Below are 23,473 nucleotides of genomic sequence, written 5' to 3' on the forward strand. Positions count from 1 at the left end.
GTTCGGGACCCTAGTCCGCCAGCAGGCCTGCGCGCGCCTCGACGAACAGCCGGGCCGCATCCGTTTGCTGCGGATGCACACCGTGCTGCACGCGGCACGTGCCGCCCGTGCGGACTTCCGCTAGTGTCTCATGTCCGTGGCTCGCAAACACGCAGGTGGCCAGCGCGTGGGCGCCGTCCAGCCCGGCCAGCGTCGGCTGCTGGCCATCGAGGACGATGAAATCGGCGCGCTGCCCGACCGACAGTCCGGCCACGGGACGCGCCGCCGCACGCGCGCCGCCCGCCACGGCATCGAGCCATAAGCGGTCCGCCACCTGCGGGTGCGCCTGCGATGCCAGCACATTGCGCCGCTGCAGTCCCAGGCGCTGGCCGTATTCGAACATGCGCAATTCCTCGGCCACGCTCACGCTGGCGTGGCTGTCCGATCCGATGCCCCACCAGCCGTGCTGCGCCAGGTATGGCGCGGCCTCGAACACGCCATCGCCAAGATTGGCCTCGGTGGTCGGGCAGATGCCGGCCACCGCGCCGCTGTGCGCCAGCCGCCGCCGCTCGTCCCAGTCCATGTGCGTGGCGTGTACCAGGCACCAGCGCGAGTCCACCGGTGCGTGATCGAGCAACCATTGCACCGGACGCACGCCGGTCGCCGCCAGGCAGTCATCGACTTCCTTTTGCTGCTCGGCGATGTGGATATGCACAGGCGCCGTGGCGTCCATCGCGTGCAGCGCGGCGACGGCCTGCGACAGGCTGCCGTGCGGCACGGCGCGCAGCGAATGCGGCGCCAGACCCAGCCGCGCGCCATAGGCGGCGCAATGCGGCGCAAGCTTTTCCAGCAGCGCCAGCATCGCCTCGGTGTCATTCAGGAAGCGGCGCTGGTCAGGCTGCGCGGGCTTGCCGCCAAATCCGGCCGTCTGGTACAGCACGGGCAACAGCGTCATGCCGATGCCGGCGGTCTGTGCCGCGCGCAGCAGCCGCAGCGACATCTCGGCGCGATCGGCGTAAGGCTTGCCGTCGGGATCGTGATGGACGTAGTGGAATTCGCACACGCTGGTGTAGCCGGCGCGCAGCATCTCGATGTAGAGCTGCGTGGCGATCGCCTCGAGCGCATCGGGCGACACGCGCAGCGCGAAGCGATACATCAGCGAGCGCCAGCTCCAGAACGAATCGCCACCGGCCGGATCGTCGCCATCCGTGACGCTGCGGAATTCGGTCAGCCCGGCAAACCCGCGTTGAAACGCGTGGGAATGCAGGTTCGGCATCCCGGGCAACACCGGACCGGCAGCGCGCGGCGCGGCGCCGACCGCGGTGCCCGTCGGAGCGGCAATAGAAGCGCCGATCGAAGCGCCCGCGCCCGTCGCGTTGGGAACGATCGACGTGAAAACGCCCTGCGCGTCCCACGCCAGCAGCACATCGCGCGCCCAGCCGTCGGGCAGCAGCGCGTAGGGGGCGAACAATCGGCCTGCACTCGTCGCACTCGTCGCACTCATCGTTGAATACCTTTGCCTTGAACATGGAGCCGGCCCTGACGCACCACCGCCGCGCACGGATTGCCGCCAAAGCGATACGCCAGTTCCGCCGGCGAATCGACGCGCCACAGCACGAAATCGGCCACGCGGCCCACCGCAAGGCGTCCGTGCCGATCCGCCGCGCCGAGCGCGCGCGCCGCGTGGACGGTCACGCCGGCCAGCACTTCCGGCACGGTCATGCGGAACAGCGTGCACGCCATGTTCATCATCAGCAGCAGCGACGTAGTGGGCGACGTGCCCGGATTGTGATCGGTGGCGATGGCGATCGGCACGCCGTACTGGCGCAGCAGTGCTAACGGCGGCAAGTGGGTATCGCGCAGGAAATAATAGGCGCCTGGCAGCAACACCGCGACGGTGCCCGCCTGCGCCATCGCGGCCACGCCCGCTTCGTCGAGATGTTCGAGATGATCGGCGGACAGCGCGCGATGTCGCGCCGCAAGCGCCGCGCCGCCCAGATTGCTCAACTGCTCGGCATGGAGCTTGACGGGCAAGCCGTGCCGCGCCGCCGCCTCGAAGACGCGCTCGGTCTGCGCGGGGCTGAATCCAATGCCCTCGCAGAACGCATCCACCGCATCGACAAGTTTTTCGTCGGCCAGCGCCGGCAGCATCGTGTTGCAGACCAGCTCGATGTAGTCGTCGGCGCGACCCGCATATTCGGGCGGCAGCGCGTGCGCGCCGAGGAACGTCGTGTGGACCGTCACGCCGTAAGCCTCGCCGAGCTGCCGCGCCACGCGCAGCTGCTTGCGTTCGGCATCGAGCGACAGGCCATAGCCGGACTTGATCTCGATGGCGGTGACGCCTTCGGCGAGCAGCGCTTCCAGGCGCGGCGCGGCCTGCGCGAACAGCGTGGCTTCGTCTGCATCGCGCGTGGCGCGCACCGTCGACACGATGCCGCCGCCCGCGCGCGCAATTTCCTCGTAGCTGGCCCCGGCCAGGCGCATCGCGAATTCGTCGGCGCGCTGGCCGCCGTAGACCAGATGCGTATGGCAGTCGACCAGGCCCGGTGTGATCCACGCGCCTGCCGCGTCGTGCCGCGGCAGGCGCCGCAGGCTCTCCGGCAAGGCAGACGCTTCGCCCAGCCACACGATGCGGCCATGTTCGACCGCGATGGCGGCGTCGCGCGTGGCGTGCGCGGGATCGGCATCCGCCAGCAGATGGCAGTGATGCCAGACGCCGTCTGCCGACAGCGCATCGTTGATCTTCATCGGTCCCGCTCCATATGCAGGGTCACGCGCAAGCACAGCGCGGCAAGCCCGTTGTGAGACAGCGTGATGGCCGGCGTGCCGGCTGGCAGCAGTATGCCTTCTCCGGCGGCCAGATGCAGGCTGGGGCCGGCCTCCCAGGCGCCGTCGAGCGCCAGCACCAGCACCGTGGTCTCGCTCGGCACCACCGAGAACGGCTGGCGCATCAGGCGCACGTCGGCGCGGCACACGCCGCGGCGTGTCATCACATTGAAATCGCGCGTCGGCCCGTCGATCAGCGTGGCATGCATGGCGGTATCGCCTGAAAACGCGAACGGTTCTCCCACGCGCACCAGCCGATGGGAAAACGAATCGTCATGCGCCTGCAGGTGCACGCCGGCGCCTTCCAGCAATGCGATCTGGCGATCCACGCCGGGAAATGCGGAGAACGGCCCGTCGTCAGCGATATCGGCCACGCTGATGCGCCATGCAAACGACTCCATTGCGGCACCAGGCGGCCACACGGCGATTTCGCGCGTTGCGCCACCGCCGTTCTTCCACGGCGTCGGCGCGATCGCATCGACTGCAAACTTCTGCACGGCCATCAACGCTTCACCATCGGCAGGTTCAGGCCCTTTTCCCTGGCGCAGTCGATGGCGATGTCATAACCGGCATCGGCGTGGCGCATCACGCCGGTGGCCGGGTCGTTCCACAGCACGCGTTCGATCCGTTTGGCGGCCGCATCGGTGCCGTCGCAGACGATGACCACGCCGGCATGTTGCGAAAAGCCCATGCCGACGCCGCCGCCGTGATGCAGGCTGACCCATGTGGCGCCGCCCGCGGTGTTCAGCAGCGCGTTGAGCAGCGGCCAGTCCGACACGGCGTCGGACCCGTCGCGCATCGCTTCGGTTTCACGATTGGGTGACGCGACGGATCCGCAATCGAGGTGATCGCGCCCGATCACGATCGGCGCCTTCAGTTCGCCCGATTTCACCATCTCGTTGAAGGCCAGCCCGGCGCGATGCCGTTCGTCGAGCCCCACCCAGCAGATCCGCGCCGGCAAACCCTGGAACGCGATGCGGTCGCGCGCCATATCGAGCCAGCGGTGCAGATGCTTGTCCTCGGGGAACAGCTCCTTCATCTTGGCGTCGGTCTTGTAGATGTCCTCGGGATCGCCGGACAGCGCCACCCAGCGGAACGGACCCTTGCCGCGACAGAACAGCGGCCGGATATAGGCCGGCACAAAACCGGGGAAATCGAACGCGTTGGCCACGCCCTCGTCGAACGCCACCTGGCGGATGTTGTTGCCATAGTCGAGCGTCGGCACGCCCATTTTCTGGAAGTCCAGCATGGCCTGCACGTGCCGGACGATCGAAGCGCGCGCTGCGGCCTCGACTGCCTTGGGGTCGCGCTGGCGCAGGTCTTCCCACTGTTGCACGCTCCAGCCTTCGGGCAGATAGCCGTTCACCAGATCGTGCGCCGAGGTCTGGTCGGTGACGATGTCCGGGCGCATGCCGCCGGCGCGCGCGCGACGCACCAGTTCCGGCACGATTTCCGCCGCGTTGCCCAGCAGGCCCACGGAGATTGCCTCGCCCTTGCTGGTTGCCGATGCGATCATCGCGAGCGCTTCGTCCAGCGTGATGGCCTTCTTGTCGAGGTAGCGCGTGCGGATGCGGAAATCGATGCGCGATTCCTGGCATTCGATGGCCAGCACGCACGCGCCGGCCAGCACGCCCGCCAGCGGCTGCGCGCCGCCCATGCCGCCGAGGCCGGCGGTCAGGATCCATTTGCCGGTCAGGTCGCCGTTGTAGTGCTGGTTGCCAGCTTCCACGAAAGTTTCGAACGTGCCCTGCACGATGCCCTGCGTGCCGATGTAGATCCACGATCCCGCCGTCATCTGCCCGTACATCATCAGCCCGGCGCGATCGAGTTCGTTGAACTTGTCCCAAGTGGCCCAATGCGGCACCAGATTGGAATTGGCGATCAGCACGCGCGGCGCATCGGCATGAGTGCGGAACACGCCCACCGGCTTGCCCGACTGCACAAGCAGCGACTCGTCCTCGCCCAGCCGGCGCAGGCTATCGAGAATCGCGTCAAAGCATTCCCAGTTGCGCGCGGCCTTGCCGATGCCGCCGTACACCACCAGATCCTGCGGGCGCTCGGCCACGTCGGGATCGAGATTGTTCTGGATCATGCGGTATGCGGCCTCGATCAGCCAGTTCTTGCAATGCAGCTGGCTGCCGTGCGGCGCGCGGATTTCGCGCTGGCCGCGCGCGGTGTCGGTGAATTGGTGTTCGTTGGCGTTCATGGTGGTCTCGCGTTTCTTGGAAAGAGGTTCGCGGCGGCGCCGCGTGTCACACGTTCGGATGCTCAGACGCTCTGGTTCGTCGGCAGGATGGCCCGCACGGCGGCGGGCCAGCCCGCGCCCGCATCGCCCTGCACCACCCATTGCTTCATCGCTTCGATATCGGGCGCGAGATAGCGGTCGGCGTCGAGGAATGCCACACGGCTGCGGATACGCGCGAGTTCCTGTTCGATCAGCGGCGATGAGTGCAGCGGGCGATGGAACTCGATGCCCTGCGCCGCGGCCATCGCCTCAATGCCGACGATCACCGCGGTGTTGGCCGCCATCTCGCCAAGCCGGCGCGCGCCATACGTGGCCATCGAAACGTGATCTTCCTGATTGGCCGAGGTCGGCAGGCTGTCCACGCTGGACGGATGCGCGAGCGCCTTGTTTTCCGAAGCAAGCGCTGCGGCCGTGACCTGCGCGATCATGAAGCCCGAGTTCAGGCCGCCATCGCGCACCAGGAACGGCGGCAAACCGGACAGGCCGGTATCGAGCAGCAATGCCAGACGGCGCTCGGAAATCGCGCCGATTTCGGCGATGGCCAGTGCCACGATGTCGGCTGCAAACGCCACCGGCTCTGCGTGGAAATTGCCGCCGGACACCACATCGCCCTGCTCGGAGAACACCAGCGGATTGTCGGATGCGGCGTTGGCCTCGATGCGCAGGATCCGCGCCGCGTGCGACAGATTGTCGAGGCACGCGCCCATCACCTGCGGCTGGCAGCGGATCGAATACGGGTCCTGCACGCGACCGCAGGTCTTGTGCGAATCGACGATGCCGCTGCCGTCGAGCATCGCGCGCACCGCGCCGGCCACGGCGATCTGGCCGGCCTGGCCGCGCGCTTCGTGAATGCGCGCGTCGAACGGCTTGACCGATCCCTTGATCGCCTCGAGCGACAGCGCCCCGGCAACCAGACCGGCCGCGAATGCGTCTTCGGCGGCGAACAATCCCGCCAGCGCCAGAGCCGTGGAAACCTGCGTGCCGTTCAGCAGCGCCAGGCCTTCCTTGGGGCCAAGCGTGAAGGGCTCGAGCCCGGCGTGCGCGAGCCCTTGCGCGGCCGGCACTCGCCGGCCGTCGATCATCACCTCGCCCACGCCGATCAGGGTGCACGACATATGGGCCAGCGGCGCGAGGTCGCCCGATGCGCCGACCGAACCCTTGGCCGGGATGCACGGCGTGACGCCATGGTTGGCCAGCGCCAGCAGCGCCTCGATCAACGCGGGACGCACGCCGGAATGGCCGCGCGCCAGGCTGACCGCCTTGATGGCCAGGATCAGCCTCACGGTGTCGGGCGCCAGGTCTGCGCCGGTGCCCACGCTGTGCGACAGCACCAGATTGCGCTGCAGGTCGGCCAGCTTGTCATGCGCGATGCGCGACTGCGCCAACTTGCCGAAGCCGGTGTTGATGCCATAGACCACGGCATCGGCATCGATGATGTCCTGCACCGTGGCCTGCGCGGCGCTGACCCCGGCCCATGCCGATTCCGCCATCGCCAGGCGCACCTCCCCGCGATAGATGCGGCGCAGGTCGTCCAGCGAAACGTGGCCGGGATTGAGAGTCAGGAGAGAGCGGGAATCTTGTGTCATCTTCAGTTGCCGATGTTGTATGAGCCTGTCTATACAGGTTAGTCGAAAATAAAACCCGATGGCCGGCTTTTGACCGGCCTCAGGCACCAGTTCTAGCCAAAGGCGGGATTGCCGTCGGCGCGAAAGCGGCTGCCCAGCCGATACCGGTTGCCCGGATGCAGGCAGCGTACAAAGGTTACCGGCACGCCATGCGTCCACGTACGGCGCGTCAGCAGCAGGCACGGCTGGGTCGGCGGCATCTCAAGCTGCGCGGCCTGCTCCGCCGTGGCGGCGATGGCGTCGACCACGTGTTCCACCTGATCGTACGGAACATTGCGCAGCAGGTATTCGCCGGGCTGCGTGTCGCCAAAATCCTGGGCGATGAAATCGGGCGCGGCGCGCGGGTTGACGTAGCGGTCCTCCAGTTGCACCGGCACGCCGTCCTCGCGATGAATGCAGATCGAGTGGTACACCGACTCGCCGGTGCGAAGCTCCAGCGCGGCGGCCACTTCGATCGATGCCGAGACACGTTCGACCAGGATCACGTCGCACGCATAGTCATGGCCGCGCATGCGGATCTCGTCCTGCAGATTGACGACCGAAAGCAGCGTCGACTGCGGTTTGTGTTCCGCCACGAACGTACCCACGCCGGCCACGCGCACGACCCTGCCCTGCTCGGACAATTCGCGCAGCGCCCGGTTGACCGTCATACGCGACACCGAAAAGCGGTTCACCAATTCCTGCTCCGACGGCACGCGGTCGCCAGGTTGCCACGCGCCGCTCTGGATCTGGCGCGCGATATATTCCTTGACCTGCTGGTACAGCGCAGCGGGCGCGGACGATGAGGAAGTTGCCGAAGCGGCGGTCTGGTTCATGGCGTGGTTGCGCATCGCCCCGTCAATGCTCGGCCGCAGCCATGGCTTCGGCGCGAATCTCTTCGGTCAGCCGTGCCTTCAGCGCAGAAAACTCGGGCGATGTCTTGATCGTGTAATGGCGCGGATGCGGGAAATTCACCGCGATTTCGCTCTTGATCCGACCGGGCCGCGCGGAAAACACCGCCACGCGGTTGGCCATGAAAATGGCTTCGTCGATATCGTGCGTGACGAATAATACCGTCTTGCGCGACGCCTCCCATATGCCCAGAAGCAACTCCTGCATCAGCACGCGCGTCTGGTTGTCGAGCGCACCGAACGGCTCGTCGAGCAACAGGATCTTGGGATCGTTGGCCAGCGCACGCGCAATCGCGGTGCGCTGCTGCATGCCGCCCGACAACTGTTTCGGATAGTGCTGCTCGAAGCCGCGCAAGCCGACGCGCGCGATGAAGAAATCGCTGCGCTCTTTCTGGTCGGCTTCGCTCATGCCGCGTTCGCGCAGCCCGAAGCGCACGTTCTGCTCGATCGTCAGCCACGGAAACAGCGTGTACGACTGGAACACCATGCCGCGGTCCGCGCCCGGGCCCGCCACCGGCTGGCCGTCGAGCAGCACGCGGCCGCCGCTGGGCGTATCGAGGCCCGCCACGATGCGCAGCAGTGTCGACTTGCCGCAGCCCGACGGTCCGAGGATCGTCACGAAATCGTTGTCGCGCACATCGAAATCGACTGGCAGCAGCGCCTGCGTGCTGCCGCCGCGCGGGTTTTCGAACGTGCGGGAAACCTGCTGGATCGACAGCGCGCTCATTTGATCGAACTCCACGGAAACAGGCGCTGGTTGGCCAGCTTGAAGACGAGATCGGACACCAGCCCGATACAGCCGATCACGATGATTCCAAAGATGATCTGGCCGGTGTTCAGCAAGGCCTGGCTGTCGGTGATCATGTGGCCGATGCCGGACGACGAGCCGATCAGCTCGGCCACGATCACATAGGTCCACGCCCAGCCCAGCACCAGCCGCAGCGTCTCGGCGATTTCCGGCGCGGCGCCCGGGATCAGCACGCGCCGCACAATGCCGCGCGGCGTGGCGCCCAATGTGTAGGCGGCTTCGACGAGATCCTTGCGCGCGCCGCCCACCGTCACCGCCACCATCAGCACAATCTGAAAGAACGAGCCGATGAAGATCACCAGCAGCTTCTGCGTCTCGCCAATGCCGGCCCAAAGAATCAACAGCGGAATGAACGCCGACGCAGGCAGATAGCGGCAGAACGACACGAAAGGCTCGAAGAACGCTTCGGCCGCCTTGTACGCGCCCATGAAAATGCCCAGCGGCACGGCCAGCGCGGCGGCCAGCACGAAGCCGCCCACCACGCGCCACACCGTCATGCCGATATCGCCGATGAAGCCGTATTCGGTGAACAGCAGCCGACCCTCGTTGGCCATCGTCAGCGGATCGGCCAGGAACGTGCGCGGCACGAAGCCGCCGAGCGTGGCGACGGCCCAGATCGCGAAGAACACGACGAAAAACGACAGGCCCAGCGTCCAGCGGGCGCGCGGCGACACGGGCACCAGCGGCGACAGCCACGGATGACGCGCACGCGGCGCGCCGGCCGCGGCCTGGACGTCATGCTGGACGTGGGCGGACGCGGCAGTTGGCGGCGTGGTGACTTGAGACATCGGGACGCCCTCCGGCTTACTTGAGGAATCGGGCGTCATAGATCGCCGTCACGTCGGGCACCTGGCGGATCACGCCGATGTCCTTGAGCACGTCGGCCGCTTCCTTGCTGAAGCTGGCCAGCTCGCCCGCGAAGAACTTGCGGTTGGCTTCCTTGTCCTGCCAGCGCAGGTAAGCCGACGACTTGGCAAACTGCTCGCCGGTCTGCTTGACTGCCGCGCCCATGATCTCGTTGGATTTCTCCGGCTCCTTGCGGATCATTTCGAGCGCCTCAAAATAGCTGTCCACCAATGCCTGCGCCGCTTTCGGGTTGTCCTTGAGCCATTTGGGCGCGCAGCCCAGCGTATCGGTCACCATCGGGTAATCGAGCGTGGTGGCCAGGATCTTGCCCTTGTCCGGATTGGCGCGCACCGTCGACAGATAGGGCTCGTAGGTCATTGCGCCGTCGTTCTGCCCGGCCACGAACGCCTGCGCGGCGGCCTGCGGCGACAGCGTGGTCAGCTTCACGTCCTTGAGCGTCATGCCATTCTTGCGCAGCATCCAGGCCAGCCCGAAAAACGGCGCGGTGCCCGGCGCGTCCACGCCGATCGTCTTGCCCTTGAGGTCGGCAAACGTCTTGACGTCGCCGCGCACGGCCAGCCCATCCGCCCCGTACGATTTGTCGAGCTGCACGATCTGGGTGATCGGCACGCCATTGGCGTTCCACGCCACATGGGTCTCCACCGTGGTCGCCGCGCACTGAATCGCGCCCGAAGCCAGTGCCAGATGGCGGTCCTTCTGCGGAATCATCTTGATGTCCACATCGACACCGTGCTTCTTGAAGATGCCAGCCTTGTCGGCCAACGTAAGCGGGGCAAAACCGGTCCAGCCGCTCATGCCGAGCGCCACTGCGGTGGTCTGGGCCTGGACGGCGGGGACGGCGGCGATGGCAAGGGCAATGGCGGAAACAATCGGTGCGGCGCGGCGGTGCAGCTTCATGCTGTCGGCTCCATATGGGCGTCGTTAAGGGCAGGGCTGGATTTGCGGGTCGGGCGGCGCAACCGCACGCGCTGCCTGACCGGCAATCTACCATCCTGTATATACAAGTCAAACCCGGGGTTTACCTGAACACACGTTCCGCTACTGCCCTACAAATGGCGCTGCAACGCGCCATGGTTGTGCATCTGCGCACTATGCCGCATCACGATCTGGCATATGCGGCTGCGGCAGGCGTGCGAACCGGGTCGATCTTGTATAGACAGGATGAATCGGCACGATTCCCAGCAATCGGCGTGCCTGCCCGCGCGACGGCGGACTGGCACGCGCGGCGACGCTTTAGCGGTCGAAGAACGACGCGACGGTGGGATAGCGCAGCTTCAACCGCAACTCGCGCTTGAGCCGGCGGTTGTCCAGCCGGCGCGATTCGCTCATGAAACTCAGCAGCGTGGGATCGATCGTGGTCAGCGCCTGTTGCCGCGAGATGCGCGGCGGACGCGGCAGGCCCTTGCGGTCGGCCACCAGATCGAAATAGTCGGCCATGCGCAATTCGGTGTCGTCGCTGGCATGCACCACGCGCTGCGGGCGGCCCCGCCACAGCGCGGCGATCATGGTGCGCGCCAGGTCGTCGGCATGGATATGGCTGGTGTAGACGTCATCCTGCGGCGCCAGCGCCGGCGTGCCCTTGTTCAGGCGCGCCACCGGGAGGCGGTCGGCCGCGTAGATGCCCGGAATCCGCACGATATTGACGCGCCAGCCGGCCTTGCGGCCGAAATCGCGCACCGCAGCTTCCGCCGCGACACGCCGGCGGGCTCGCGCGGTCTGCGGGCGCACGGCGTGGAATTCCTGCACGCGGGCCCCGCCCCGGTCGCCATAAACGCCGGTGGTGCTGGCGTAGACGAAGGCGCCCGCGGCCCGATGCCGGACCGCCGCCTCAAACGCCCGGTGCCATCCCCGCTCGGGTAGAATGGCGGCCTCGCCGACACCGACGCCAAAGCGCGTGGTGCGCGCGCGGCGCCATGCGGTGCGGCGCAGGGCGCCGAGCAACGCGCGTGTGCGCGGATCGCCATTGCCCTGCCCGGGCGGCGGCGCCAGATCCATGACCCGCGTCGCCAGTTGCGCCAGCCGGGCCAGCGTGGCTGGGCGGTCCAGATCGGCCACCAGCGGTATCGCACCGGCTTCGCGCAGTTCGGCGCGGCGCGACGGCTGCGAGGTGACGGCGAACACACGCATGCGCGTGGCCAGCAGGCGCAGGATGCGCGTGCCGACGTCGCCGCAGCCAACGATCAGCAGGCGCGGCCGGCCCAGCCGGCGGCCACGCCTGCCGTGCCCGACGCCCCGTGGGGAAGACAACGCCGCTTGCGGCGACAGAATTTGGTTCATAGACCCGATTATGGCTTATCAAGTTACCGTCATGCCGAGTGGCCACAAGTTCGAAGTGGCCGCCGACGAAACCATCCTGGGCGCCGCGCTGCGCCATAGCATCGGCCTGCCGTATGGCTGCAAGAACGGCGCGTGCGGGTCCTGCAAGGGCCGCGTCGTCGAAGGCACGATCGCCCAGGGCGACCACGCCGCGTCCGCGCTGACGGCGCAGGAAAAGACCGAGGGCCGCGCGCTGTTCTGCTGCGCCAACGCCACCTCGGACATCACGATCGAATGCCGTGAAGTGCACGGCGCCGGCGATATCCCCATCAAGAAGATTCCGTGCCGCGTCAGCACGATGGAGCGCCTGGCGGACGACGTGATCGCCGTGCGCCTGCAGCTGCCGGCCACCGAACGGATGCAGTTCCTGGCCGGCCAGTATGTGGAATTCCTGCTGCGCGACGGCAAGCGCCGCAGTTATTCGATCGCCACGCCGCCGCACGAGGAAGGCCCGATCGAGCTGCACATCCGCCATATGCCGGGCGGCGCTTTCACCGACTACGTGTTTGGCGCGAAGGAAGGCATGCCGGCCATGAAGGAGCGCGACATCCTGCGCTTCGAAGGTCCGCTGGGCAGCTTCTTCCTGCGCGAGGATTCGGACAAGCCGATCGTCCTGCTGGCGTCGGGCACCGGTTTCGCACCGATCAAGGCCATCGTCGAACATGCCGCGTACACCGGCATCACGCGCCCGATGACGCTGTATTGGGGCGGCCGCCGGCCGCAGGATCTGTACATGCACGCGCTGTGCGAGAAATGGGCGCGCGAGCTGCCGAATTTCAAATACGTGCCCGTGGTGTCCGATGCGAAGCCCGAGGACAACTGGTCCGGTCGCACCGGCTTTGTCCATCAGGCCGTGATGGCCGACCATCCCGACCTGTCCGGGCACGAGGTCTATGCCTGTGGCGCGCCCGTCATGGTCAACGCCGCACGCGCCGATTTCACCGCGCAGTGCCAGTTGCACGAGGACGCGTTCTTCGCCGATTCGTTCACGTCCGAAGCCGATCTGCACCCGGCCGGCGCGGCCTGAGCGCCAGCCGCAGCCGTTCCGCCGACACAACAATGCCACCCGGGTCTGCCAAATTTCGCTTTGACACCCGGGCGCATGCGTCTTATATTTGCCGCCATGAACACCGCCATGATCCGACGCCGCGCTCGTACGTTGCTCCCTTCCGGGGTGCCGCGCGGCTGACCGTAGATAGCGTCTGTTCAGGTCAACAAGCCACGGGCAATCCCCGTGGCTTTTTGTTTTTGTCCGTCCATCGTTTCATGCCGACCCCAGGAGTCCGCCATGGCATTTGCTGAGTACCCCGTCCAATCCCTGATGTACATCACCAACCGGCCCGAACTGGTCTTTACCGAGGGCAAGGGCTCGTGGCTGACGGACCATAACGGCAAGCGCTATCTGGATTTCGTGCAAGGCTGGGCGGTCAACGCACTGGGCCATTCGAACGAAGGCATGATCCAGGCGCTTGAGACGCAGGCGCGCAAGCTGCTGAATCCGAGCCCGGCGTTCTACAACGAACCGATGCTCAAGCTGGCGAACCAGCTCACTGAGAACAGCTGTTTCGATAAGGTCTTCTTCGCCAACAGTGGCGCCGAGGCCAACGAGGGCGCGATCAAGCTGGCGCGCAAATGGGGCCGCAAACACAAGAACGGCGCCTACGAAATCATCACGATGGACCACAGCTTCCATGGCCGCACGCTGGCGACCATGAGCGCATCGGGCAAGGCCGGCTGGGACACGATCTTCGCGCCGCAAGTGCCCGGTTTTCCGAAGGCCGAGCTGAACGACCTGGCGTCGGTCGAGAAGCTGATCACCGACAAGACCGTCGGCATCATGCTGGAGCCGGTGCAGGGCGAAGGCGGCGTGATCCCCGCCACCCGCGAGTTCATGCAAGGCCTGCGCGCGCTGGCCGACAAGCACAAGCTGCTGTTTATCGTCGATGAAGTGCAGACCGGTTGCGGCCGTTGCGGCACGCTGTTCGCGTACGAGTTGTCGGGCGTGGAGCCGGACATCATGACGCTCGGCAAGGGCATCGGCGGTGGCGTGCCGCTGTCGGCGTTGCTGTGCAAGGCGGATGTGGCCAGCTTCGAAGCCGGCGACCAGGGCGGCACGTATAACGGCAATCCACTGATGACCGCGGTGGGCAGCTCGGTGATTTCGCAACTGACGGCGCCGGGCTTTCTCGATGACGTCAAGGCCAAGGGCGAATATCTACGCGAACAACTGCTGGCGCTGTCCGCCGAATTCAACCTGGGCGGCGAGCGCGGCGAAGGCTTGCTGCGCGCGCTGATGCTGAACAAGGATATCGGCCCGCAGATCGTCGAAGAAGCGCGCGAGATGGCGCCGGTGGGCCTGCTGCTGAACGCGCCGCGCCCCAACCTGCTGCGTTTCATGCCGGCACTGAACGTGTCGCGCGAGGAAATCGATCAGATGATCGGTATGTTGCGCGAACTGCTGAAGAAGCTGGCCTGACGCCCGCACGTAATGCTGGGCCGTGCGCTGCATGCGCGGGCCAGCTTGCGGGCCACCATACGGCGCGCGCCGGAGCGCAGCCGCGGCGCGCGCTCTCAAGCCGCGGCCCGTGCTCCGGGAGCGTCCGCCTCACTACACCCGGATCGGTTGGGCGACTCCCTGCCCCGGAAGATGCGCGGTGCCTAAACCGGTAACGGCGGAAAGCGTCGGCTCGGCGCATTGGGCGGCACCACCGGAATTGTTCCCCGCACGATCCTGACGCGCCAGCTGTCGGGGAGTTTCAGCGAGGGTATCAGGTCTCGCCAGTGAGATTCGTAACCGACGTATTCATGGCCCTCTCGGGTCAACGCGACGTCTCGATAGCCGATGCACCAACCAATCTCGAGGCGGCCGTCGGCTTCCTCAACGAATCGCTCAAGATAATCGCCCCGTCCCAGTAGGCAGCATTTCAGTGCGATAAGTCCTACCTGGCGCAAGCCAATCCGATGCAGGTAGTTCACCAGACCGAACGGACAAAATGGTTTTGCGTAAAGTTGCTCTATCCCGTGCGCGTTGGCGTGCCCGATGATGATGAGCTTCGACGCGCTGGTCATCCCGCTCAGGCTGCCAGTCGCCGTCTTGACGAATCCGGCTTTTCTACCGTATCCGTCGAAGATTCGATGCTGACTGGGCACGTTATAGCGATCTGCCCACGCATTGGCGGCATTGATCAGTGCCTTGCACCTACCGTCCTCCGCTGCAGAAATCACCAGCACACGGACATCATTCCATTTCATACCCAACTCCAAAAACCTCAGCGCGGATCACCTTGCTGAAAACAAAACGATTCATTCAATTCCCGAGAGCGTAGAGCTGGTTCATCAGCGGCAAGGGCATATATCTGGTACTTGGTTTTCGTGGCGGCAACACTGGCACATTGCCGCGCACCACCTTGACCCGGCGTTCGTCCGAGCGCTTGATCTCGCGCGCCGCATCGATCCACCGCCAGCGCCACTCCGATCCCACCAATTCGTTACGTCCGGCGGTTCGGACGATATCCTTGTAGCCGATGCACCAGCCGATCTGGATGCGATGCCTGGCGGCGTCGACGACTTGGTTCAGGAAATCCCCGACTCCGATCTCGCATGATTTGAACGACAACAGGCCGACTTGTCGCAGCCCCAGGCTATATAGAAGGTCAACAGTCTGCTTCGGGGATAGTCCTGCCAGACAGTGCGGATTACCGTGCGCCACGATGATCAGCTTCGACGCGAGCGTCATGCCGCTCAGGCTTGTCGCGCGCGCCATCGTGCATCCAGGCGCCTTGAAGCCGCCACTCACGAATTGATGAGATCGATGAATTCGATATCTGTGTGCCCAGGCATCTACCGTCCGCAGAACCCATCCGTCCGCTCTCTTGCCGGGATTAGGGACCACAAGCGCCCTCGCTTCAGCCCATTTCATCGCGCTCTCCTTGTCGGGTTCGAAAAGTGTTCTCGCTTGGCGTGTCGCCCCACGGCTTCTGGGCTTGCCGATCAGCGATGCGTGATCGGTCTGCGGCCAGACCATGCGTACGGCGTGCCGCGGAAATGCCAGCGGGCTGGTGGCCGGGAATCTCTCACTACTGCCTTGCATCTTTCAGATTCGCGATGAAGCCGTCACGCCTCGAATTTTCAGGATGTCGCAGACAGCGGTCTTCATCGATCGGCTTGCACCATATCGGATTACCGTGACCTCATTCTTGACAGCTGTCAGGTGCAGAAGCTGCGCTAGCAACATCGGCGCGCACATTACGCCAACAAAAAAGCCGAGCCCATTTCTGGACTCGGCTTTCGCTCGATCGATACGATTTGGCGCGTTTGCGCGCGGTCACTCTCCGAGGTACGCGGCCCTGACCTTCGGATCGTCGAGCATCTGTTTGGCGTCGCCGCTCATGGTGATCAGGCCCGACTCCATCACATAACCGCGATGCGCCGCCTGCAGCGCCAGCCGCGCGTTCTGCTCGACCAGCAGCACGGTCACGCCCTGACCCGAAACCGTTCGCACCACCTCGAAGATCTTTTCGACCATGATCGGCGAAAGTCCCATCGACGGTTCGTCGAGCAGCAGCAGCTTGGGCTGGCTCATCAGCGCGCGCGCCATTGCCAGCATCTGCTGCTCGCCGCCGGACATCGTGCCGGCCAGCTGGTTGGCGCGCTCCTTGAGGCGCGGAAAGGTCTCGAACATGCGATCGATGTCAGCCTTGATATTGGCTTCGTCGTCACGCGTGTAGGCACCCATCTGCAGGTTCTCGGTGATGGTCATGCGCGCGAACACGCCGCGGCCTTCCGGCACCATCGCCAGACCGCGCTTGAGCAGGACGTAGCTGGGCACACCCTTGATCGACTTGCCCATGTATTCCACATCGCCGCCGGCCCAGCCCTGCAGGCCCGTGATGGCCTTCATCGTGGTGGTCTTGCCCGCGCCGTTGGCGCCGATCAATGTCACCAGTTCGCCTTCGCGGATTTCCAGATCCACGCCCTTGACGGCCTGGATGCCGCCGTAGGCCACTTTCAGCCCGGAAATCTTCAGAATTGTCTGCTGTGTCATGTTGCTTCCTCCGGCCATCAATGCGCCGACGCGCCGAGGTAGGCCTCGATCACGGCAGGATTGTTTTGCACCTCGTGCGGCAGGCCCTGCGCAATGACCTTGCCGTAGTCGAGCACGGTCAGGCGATTGCACAAGCCCATCACGAGCTTCACGTCATGCTCGATCAGCAGGATGGTCTTCCCATCGTTCTTGATCTTTTCGAGCAGGCCGCGCAGTTCCACCTTTTCGGTGGCGTTCATGCCTGCGGCCGGTTCGTCCAGCGCCAGCAGTTTTGGCTCGGTGGCCAGTGCGCGGGCGATTTCGAGACGACGCTGATGGCCGTAGGACAGATTGCGCGAGGTGAAGTTTGCGTATTTGCCGATGCCGACGTAGTCGAGCAGATCGTGCGCCATATCCTCGATGCCCTCTTCCTCGCGGCGCACCGAAGGCGGGCGGAACACGGCGCCGAACAGGCCGGCCTTGGTGCGCACGTGGCGACCCACCATGACGTTCTCGAGCGCGGTCATGTCGCCGAACAGACGAATGTTCTGGAACGTGCGCGCGATGCCGGTCTTGGCCACTTCATGCACGGCGGTCGGCTGGTACGGCTGGCCGCCCAGCACGAACTCGCCGGAGTCGGGCGTGTACAGGCCCGTGATCACATTGAAGAACGTGGTCTTGCCCGCGCCGTTGGGACCGATCAGGCCATAGATCTCGCCCGGCTTGATCTGCAGGCCCACATCGGACAGCGCCTGCAGGCCGCCGAAACGCTTGTTGACCCCCTGTACCGACAGGAGGAATTCGGAATTGCTCATGTTGTCCTCCTGTTCAGAAACGGCCTACGCTGCCGGCACGGCGCACCACGGGGCGATCTTCCTTGCGCGGCGATGGCCACAGGCCCGCCGGACGATAGAGCATCACCGCCACCAGCGCCAGGCCGAACATCAGCTGGCGCAGCACTTCGGCATCGACCACCACATGGCCGAACAGGCCGGTCTGCATCGGCTCGGCCACCACGCGCAGCAGTTCCTGGAAGCCCACCAGCAGGATGCCGCCCAGAATCACGCCGGGGATATGACCCATCCCGCCCAGCACCACGATGGCGAGCACGTAGATCGATTCCCACAACGTGAACGATTCGGGCGAGACGAAGCCCTGGAATGCGCCAAACACCGCGCCCGAAGCGCCGCCGAACGACGCGCCCATGGCAAACGCCAGCAGCTTCATGTTGCGGGTGTTGATGCCCATTGCCTTGGCGGCGATCTCATCCTCGCGGATGGCCACCCAGGCGCGGCCGATCCGCGAAGTCTGCAGGCGCAGACACACGAACACGATCACGATCACCAGGCACACCAGCAGGTAGTAATACATGAACACCGGCGTGAACTTCATGCCGAAGATCTCGTGCGTTTTCGAGAAATCGAAGCCGAAGATATGGACCGGATCCACCGCCGTGATGCCCTTGGGGCCGTTGGTGATGTTCACCGGACGATCCAGATTGTTCATGAAGATCCGGATGATCTCGCCGAAGCCCAGCGTCACGATGGCCAGGTAGTCGCCCCGCAGCTTCAGCGTCGGCGCACCCAGCAGCACGCCGAAGGTGGCCGCGATCAGCACCGCGATGGGCAACACCAGCCACATCGTCAGGTGGATGCCGTTAGGAAACAGCTGCTGGATCCATTCGAACTGGTTGGCGAGATGCGGCGAGCCGAGCAGCGCCATGCTGTAGGCGCCCACCGCGTAGAACGCGATATAGCCCAGGTCGAGCAGGCCGGCAAAGCCCACCACGATGTTCAGGCCCAGCGCCAGCATGATGTAGAGCAGCGCGAAATCGAGCACGCGCACCCAGTAATTGCCGCCGAACGACTGGACGAAGAATGGCGCGCACAGCGCGATCACAAGAAATCCGACCAGCGCGGCCAGCGTCTTGGCCGGTACGCGCGTCGGTGCGGCCACGGCCGCGGTTTGAATTGGAGCGTTCATGGATGCTCTCCCTCAGGCGCGGTCGGACACGCGTTCGCCCATGATGCCGGACGGACGGAACACGAGCACGATGATCAGCACGATGAAGGCGAACACGTCCTGGTAGTTCGAACCGAACACGCCATTGGTGAGATCGCCGATGTAGCCGGCGCCGAGCGCCTCGATCAGGCCCAGCAGCATGCCGCCGACCATCGCGCCGGCGAGGTTGCCGATACCTCCCAGCACGGCGGCGGTGAACGCCTTCAGCCCGGGAATGAAGCCCATGTAGAAGTGGGCGTTGCCGTAGTTGGTGGCCATCATCACGCCGGCCAGCGCCGCCAGCGCGGCACCGATCATGAACGTGGCCGAAATCACGAAGTTGGGGTTCACGCCCATCAGGCCCGCCACCTTCTGGTTCTCGGCGGTGGCGCGCATGGCGCGGCCGAGCTTGGTGCGGTTGACCAGGGCCAGCAGGCCGGCCATGACCATCACGGCCAGGCCGATGATGACGATTTCCTTGCCGGTGATGGTGGCGCCCGTGGAGCCGATGTCGATCGGACTGGAAGGCAGCAGCTGCGGGAACGTCAGCGGATTGCGCGACCAGATCAGCATCCCCATGGTCTGGAGGATGATCGAGACGCCGATCGCGGTGATCAGCGGGGCCAGGCGCGGCGCATTGCGCAACGGCCGGTATGCCACGCGTTCGATCGTATATGAGAGCACTGCACAGACGGGCATGGCGATCAGTGTGGCGATCACCAGCGTCAGCCATTCGGGCAGGCCGGGCGCGTATTTCTGCAGCCCAAGAATTGCCGACAAAGCGGTCAGCGCGCCAATCATCAGCACATCGCCGTGCGCGAAGTTGATGATGCCCAAAATGCCGTAGACCATGGTGTAGCCCAGTGCGATCAGCGCGTAGATGCTGCCGAGCACCAGACCGTTCACGATCTGCTGGATAAGAATATCCATGAAAACTCCTGCTTCAGCCCTGCTCCGGCCGGCATGGTGTGGATGCCGAGGATTGGGCGGTAATGTTGGATCGGTCGGGTAGGTTTGTATTCGGATTGCTGGTGTGCTGCCCGCCCTGTTCCATCCATGGTAAGGATGCTGCTAACACGTTGGCGAGACTAAAAAGAACGGCACCGCAGAAGATGCACGGTGCCGTTCGTATGGGCCGATAAGCCCGGATTACATCTTCACGACGTCGAGTACGGTCTTCTTCTTGTCCTTGTACTCGTACAGCGTGATGGTGCCTTCCTTCATGTCGCCCTTTTCATCGAAGGCGATATTGCCGATCAGGCCCTTGTAGTTGGTCTTGGGCATCTCGGCCAGGATGGCTGCCGGCTCGACCGAATTGGCGCGCTTCATCGCATCGACGATGACCATGACGGCGTCATAGGTGAACGGTGCGTAGATCTGCACCGGCGCGTTGAAACGAGCCTGGTAGCGCTTGTCGAAATCGGCGCCCTGTTCCATCTTGGACAGCGCCAGACCGGCTTCCGAGCAGATGATGTTGCTCACCGCGTCGCCGGCCAGTTCGGCCACCTTGTCGGTACAGACGCCATCGCCGCCAACGATCTTCGACTGGATGCCGAGTTCCTTGGCCTGCTTGGCGAACGGGCCGCCGGTGGCGTCCATGCCGCCGTACATGATCACGTCAGGCTTCTTGCCCTTGATCTTGGTAAGAATGGCCTTGAAGTCGGTGGCCTTGTCGTTGGTGGCTTCGCGCGCCACAACGTTCACGCCGGCCGCCTTGGCGGTCTTCTCGAATTCGTCGGCCAGGCCCTTGCCGTAGGCAGTGGCGTCGTCGACGATCGCCACGCTCTTGGCGTTCAGGCTCTTGGCGGCGTAGTTGGCCAGCGCCGGACCTTGCTGGGCGTCGGTGGCGACCACGCGATAGGTGGTCTTGAAGCCCTGCTTCGTGTAGTCGGGATTGGTCGACGACGGCGAGATCTGCACGATGCCGGCATCGCTGTAGATCTTCGACGCGGGGATCGACACGCCCGAGTTCAGGTGACCCACGACGGCGACGACATGGGCGTCCACCAGCTTCTGGGCCACGGCGGTGCCGGTCTTCGGATCGGCCGCGTCGTCTTCACCGACCAGTTCCAGCTTGATCTTCTTGCCGCCGATCTCGAGGCCAGTCTTGTTCACTTCCTCGACGGCCAGGCGCGCGCCGTTTTCGTTGTCCTTGCCAAGGTGGGCAATGCCGCCGGTCAGCGGTGCGGCGTGGCCGATCTTGACGACCGTCTCGCCCCCGGCGCTAGCGGCAGGCGCCGCGGCGGCCGCCGGCGCAGATGCTGCCGCATCCGCCGGCTTCTCTTCCTTCTTGCCACATGCAGCGACCAGCGCCACAGCGGCCGCGATCGGCAGAATCTTGGCAAACGTGAATTGCATGAGTGATCTCCTAGGATTCTCAAAAACAGGGAAATAACTACGCCTCCCGGACGTATTCCCTGGACCGCCTTTGTTTAGTTTCAATTTGAAACGCGCGCATTGTATCCCCTTTCTTTGCGGATGCAATAACGCGACGCAACAACCTGAACCATTTACCCGTCAAATGAGCTAGGGAATTTCCCCAATGCACAGATTGGGGCAATCAAAGCCCACTCGGCAGACCCGTCCGCTACCCTTTCAAGAATCGTGCCTACAGGGCCGAAAGAGCATTCTGCGCCACGATCCGGGCCGTCCCGGCTTCACACATAATACGTTGGTATTAATTAGGCATTTCATTTCAATAACCGGACGCCTGCTCTAATGTGCAGAATGTAGCGCCGCACCATAATAGGGAAAACCCGATTCTCGGGGATTACCCTGATATTGTCTGGCTGTTACTACAGCTGTCGACCGATAATTAAAGGAAAAGCGGGTCAGCGGATACTTGCGGGGATTTGAATGTCTGCAGGCAGGGATTAGCCGTCGCACCAGTCAGGTGCGTGCGAGAAAGACACGCGACGGCGGACTGCGGCGGCGCATCGAAAGCGTCTGCCAAATGAAAACGCCGCCGGGCAAAGCCGGCGGCGTCTGGTGTGCGCGGGGAAGCGGCGCGGGCGTCAGGACTGCACGGAGACGCTGGCGAGGCCACGCGGCAGCGGGAACGACATGTTCTCTTCCACGCCCTCCAGCGCGCGCACCGACTTCACGCCAAAAGTGCGCAGGCGCTCGACGATGGCCTGCGCCAGCGCTTCGGGCGCCGACGCGCCGGCGGTCAGGCCGATGCGGCGCTTGCCGGCGACCCACTCGGGCTTCACCTGGTCGGGATCGTCGACCATATAGGCCGGCACGCCGAGACGGTCGGCGAGTTCGCGCAGGCGGTTCGAATTGGAACTGTTCGGGCTGCCCACCACGATCACGACCTCCACTTGCGGCACCATGAACTTCACGGCGTCCTGTCGGTTCTGCGTCGCGTAGCAGATGTCCTGCTTCTTGGGTTCGCGGATCTGCGGGAAACGCGCCTTCAGCGCCGCCACGATCTCGGCGGTCTCGTCCACCGACAGCGTGGTCTGGGTGACATAGGCGAGCTGTCCGGGATTGGCCACTTCGAGCCGGTTCACGTCCTCCACCGATTCCACCAGCAGCATGCCCTGCTCGGACTGGCCCATCGTGCCTTCCACCTCGGGATGTCCCTTGTGGCCGATCATGATGATCTCGCAGCCTTCGGCGCGCATCTTGCCCACCTCGACGTGCACCTTGGTCACCAGCGGACAAGTGGCGTCGAACACGGTCAGGCCGCGTCGCGTCGCGTCGGCGCGCACTTCCTTGGATACGCCGTGCGCACTGAAGATGACCGTCGAGCCGGCCGGCACTTCGTCCAGTTCGTCGATAAAGACGGCGCCCTTCTTGCGCAGGTCGGCTACCACGTAGGCGTTGTGCACGATTTCGTGACGCACGTAGATCGGCGCACCAAACAGGGACAGCGCGCGTTCGACGATTTCGATCGCACGATCGACGCCCGCGCAGAAACCGCGCGGTTGCGCCATCAGGATTTCGGCGTCGGTAGATGTAGTGAGTTCGGTCATGCTGCGTTCCATCGCCACGGCGGACATCAGAGAATTCCGATCAGCTGGACGTCGAACAGGATCGTCTGTCCGGCCAGCGGGTGGTTGAAATCGAAGAGTGCCGCGGTTTCGCCGTATTCCTTCAGCACGCCGGCGTACTTGCCGCCGCCGGGCGCGTTGAATTCGACGAGATCGCCGGGCGTGTATTCCTCTTCGAACGAGCTGTTTTCGCGCAGCGTGGCCAGCGAGACCCACTGCAGCAATTCAGGATTGCGCGGACCGAAAGCGTGCTCCGGCGCCAGACGATACGTGGTGCGCTCGCCTTCGGGCATGCTCAGCAACGCCTGTTCGAGCGTCGGGGCGAGCTGCCCCTGGCCCAGCAGCAGCGTGGCAGGCTTTTCCTCGAACGTGCTCACGACTTCGGTGCCGTTTTCGAGGGCGATGCTGTAATGAAGCGTCAGGAAGGAATCGGCCTGGACGGTCTTGCGCGCGGTCGTGCCGCTGCGGTCCGCTTCCGGCGCCGCTTCGGAGGCGATATTTGGGAAAGTCATGGGAATCCACCGGTCAACAGCCGCCATTGTATTCGACTGGACCGTCCCCCGCCGGGGCGCCTGCGCTGCCGTGTCGGAAATCGCCGCAGCTTGTGTGGCGCGCCGGCGCGTAACGGGACTGGACATCGCACCGGCATGCCTTTACAGTGGCGCCCGCGTTGCGGTTCCCGCAACGCCCATAGCAAGACCGGCTTTCCTGAGACTCAGGCTCGCGCGTCCCGCAACGTGACGCAGGCGGCACGGCGCAACACCATCCTTCCGAAACTATCGGAATGCATTGATTCGCCGCTCGTTTCCGGTCTATAATGTTCGTTTCGCTGAAGTACCAATCCGCTGCAGTCCGGGCCCGCGCGCCTTTTGTTGATCTGTTGCGAACATTGTCC

The 23,473-nt window shown here is 64.7% G+C and carries 21 protein-coding genes; 2 read left to right on the top strand and 19 right to left on the bottom strand.

Going from position 1 to position 23,473, the window contains the following annotated elements; translation table 11 throughout:
- Window positions 1-10: 10 nt before the first annotated feature.
- The 10 genes from AC1RKI_RS06040 to AC1RKI_RS06085 all read right to left on the bottom strand — a co-directional run bounded on the left by AC1RKI_RS06040 (window position 11) and on the right by AC1RKI_RS06085 (window position 11,517).
- Window positions 11-1,483, bottom strand: a complete 1,473-nt coding sequence (locus AC1RKI_RS06040) for a formimidoylglutamate deiminase (RefSeq protein ID WP_492794498.1) — start codon at window positions 1,481-1,483, stop codon at window positions 11-13.
- Entirely contained in the window at window positions 1,480-2,727 is a 1,248-nt protein-coding gene (gene hutI, locus AC1RKI_RS06045; protein WP_492794496.1) for an imidazolonepropionase, read from the bottom strand. The genes AC1RKI_RS06040 and hutI overlap by 4 nt, the downstream gene beginning before the upstream one ends.
- On the bottom strand, window positions 2,724-3,308 hold the full coding sequence (locus AC1RKI_RS06050) for a HutD/Ves family protein (RefSeq protein ID WP_222156855.1): 585 nt from the start codon (window positions 3,306-3,308) through the stop codon (window positions 2,724-2,726). Before AC1RKI_RS06050 ends, hutI begins: the two co-directional genes overlap by 4 nt.
- Window positions 3,308-5,011, bottom strand: coding sequence for a urocanate hydratase (hutU, locus tag AC1RKI_RS06055; protein WP_227458982.1), 1,704 nt, complete (start codon window positions 5,009-5,011; stop codon window positions 3,308-3,310). The genes AC1RKI_RS06050 and hutU overlap by 1 nt, the downstream gene beginning before the upstream one ends.
- Before the next feature lie 62 nt (window positions 5,012-5,073).
- Window positions 5,074-6,636: a histidine ammonia-lyase gene (gene hutH, locus AC1RKI_RS06060; protein WP_492794493.1), complete on the bottom strand. Its 1,563-nt coding sequence runs from the start codon at window positions 6,634-6,636 to the stop codon at window positions 5,074-5,076.
- Between the two features lie 92 nt (window positions 6,637-6,728).
- Complete coding sequence (gene hutC, locus AC1RKI_RS06065) at window positions 6,729-7,490, bottom strand: histidine utilization transcriptional repressor HutC (protein WP_404991767.1); 762 nt, start codon at window positions 7,488-7,490, stop codon at window positions 6,729-6,731.
- Between the two features lie 22 nt (window positions 7,491-7,512).
- Window positions 7,513-8,292: an ABC transporter ATP-binding protein gene (locus tag AC1RKI_RS06070; RefSeq protein ID WP_061952822.1), complete on the bottom strand. Its 780-nt coding sequence runs from the start codon at window positions 8,290-8,292 to the stop codon at window positions 7,513-7,515.
- Window positions 8,289-9,161 (bottom strand): ABC transporter permease, encoded by an 873-nt coding sequence (locus AC1RKI_RS06075; RefSeq protein ID WP_492794490.1) that lies wholly within the window; start codon window positions 9,159-9,161, stop codon window positions 8,289-8,291. Before AC1RKI_RS06075 ends, AC1RKI_RS06070 begins: the two co-directional genes overlap by 4 nt.
- A gap of 16 nt (window positions 9,162-9,177) precedes the next feature.
- Window positions 9,178-10,137 carry an ABC transporter substrate-binding protein gene (locus AC1RKI_RS06080; protein WP_061952827.1) on the bottom strand — a complete coding sequence of 320 codons (960 nt, stop codon included), beginning with the start codon at window positions 10,135-10,137 and terminating at the stop codon, window positions 9,178-9,180.
- Between the two features lie 336 nt (window positions 10,138-10,473).
- Complete coding sequence (locus tag AC1RKI_RS06085) at window positions 10,474-11,517, bottom strand: NAD-dependent epimerase/dehydratase family protein (RefSeq protein ID WP_061952829.1); 1,044 nt, start codon at window positions 11,515-11,517, stop codon at window positions 10,474-10,476.
- A 10-nt stretch (window positions 11,518-11,527) separates the two neighbouring features.
- Here AC1RKI_RS06085 and AC1RKI_RS06090 point away from each other — a divergent pair, with 10 nt between their 5' ends.
- Both AC1RKI_RS06090 and AC1RKI_RS06095 read left to right on the top strand, forming a co-directional pair.
- Complete coding sequence (locus AC1RKI_RS06090) at window positions 11,528-12,583, top strand: CDP-6-deoxy-delta-3,4-glucoseen reductase (RefSeq protein ID WP_244785986.1); 1,056 nt, start codon at window positions 11,528-11,530, stop codon at window positions 12,581-12,583.
- 261 nt (window positions 12,584-12,844) lie between these two features.
- The gene (locus AC1RKI_RS06095; protein WP_061952833.1) at window positions 12,845-14,032 is read left to right on the top strand and encodes an acetylornithine transaminase; all 1,188 of its coding nucleotides are present in this window, start codon (window positions 12,845-12,847) and stop codon (window positions 14,030-14,032) included.
- A 182-nt stretch (window positions 14,033-14,214) separates the two neighbouring features.
- On the opposite strand, the gene AC1RKI_RS06100 is transcribed toward AC1RKI_RS06095, so the two are convergent.
- The 9 genes from AC1RKI_RS06100 to AC1RKI_RS06140 all read right to left on the bottom strand — a co-directional run bounded on the left by AC1RKI_RS06100 (window position 14,215) and on the right by AC1RKI_RS06140 (window position 23,090).
- Window positions 14,215-14,808 carry a hypothetical protein gene (locus AC1RKI_RS06100; protein WP_061952835.1) on the bottom strand — a complete coding sequence of 198 codons (594 nt, stop codon included), beginning with the start codon at window positions 14,806-14,808 and terminating at the stop codon, window positions 14,215-14,217.
- Window positions 14,809-14,863: 55 nt separating this feature from the next.
- Window positions 14,864-15,475: a hypothetical protein gene (locus AC1RKI_RS06105; protein WP_150979608.1), complete on the bottom strand. Its 612-nt coding sequence runs from the start codon at window positions 15,473-15,475 to the stop codon at window positions 14,864-14,866.
- Window positions 15,476-15,880: 405 nt separating this feature from the next.
- Window positions 15,881-16,600, bottom strand: a complete 720-nt coding sequence (locus AC1RKI_RS06110; protein ID WP_150979607.1) for an ABC transporter ATP-binding protein — start codon at window positions 16,598-16,600, stop codon at window positions 15,881-15,883.
- A 17-nt stretch (window positions 16,601-16,617) separates the two neighbouring features.
- A complete protein-coding gene (locus AC1RKI_RS06115; protein ID WP_061952841.1) occupies window positions 16,618-17,394 on the bottom strand; it encodes an ABC transporter ATP-binding protein in 777 nt (258 codons plus the stop codon).
- A 13-nt stretch (window positions 17,395-17,407) separates the two neighbouring features.
- Window positions 17,408-18,562, bottom strand: a complete 1,155-nt coding sequence (locus tag AC1RKI_RS06120) for an ABC transporter permease subunit (protein WP_061952843.1) — start codon at window positions 18,560-18,562, stop codon at window positions 17,408-17,410.
- A gap of 12 nt (window positions 18,563-18,574) precedes the next feature.
- Window positions 18,575-19,510, bottom strand: coding sequence for a branched-chain amino acid ABC transporter permease (locus AC1RKI_RS06125; RefSeq protein WP_061952845.1), 936 nt, complete (start codon window positions 19,508-19,510; stop codon window positions 18,575-18,577).
- Window positions 19,511-19,729: 219 nt separating this feature from the next.
- Window positions 19,730-20,938, bottom strand: a complete 1,209-nt coding sequence (locus AC1RKI_RS06130; RefSeq protein WP_061952847.1) for a branched-chain amino acid ABC transporter substrate-binding protein — start codon at window positions 20,936-20,938, stop codon at window positions 19,730-19,732.
- A 656-nt stretch (window positions 20,939-21,594) separates the two neighbouring features.
- Window positions 21,595-22,587: a 4-hydroxy-3-methylbut-2-enyl diphosphate reductase gene (gene ispH / locus AC1RKI_RS06135; RefSeq protein ID WP_061952849.1), complete on the bottom strand. Its 993-nt coding sequence runs from the start codon at window positions 22,585-22,587 to the stop codon at window positions 21,595-21,597.
- Complete coding sequence (locus tag AC1RKI_RS06140) at window positions 22,587-23,090, bottom strand: FKBP-type peptidyl-prolyl cis-trans isomerase (protein ID WP_492794484.1); 504 nt, start codon at window positions 23,088-23,090, stop codon at window positions 22,587-22,589. Before AC1RKI_RS06140 ends, ispH begins: the two co-directional genes overlap by 1 nt.
- Window positions 23,091-23,473: the final 383 nt, after the last annotated feature.

The sequence above is a fragment of the Cupriavidus sp. GW822-FHT06G04 genome, from assembly GCF_058799075.1.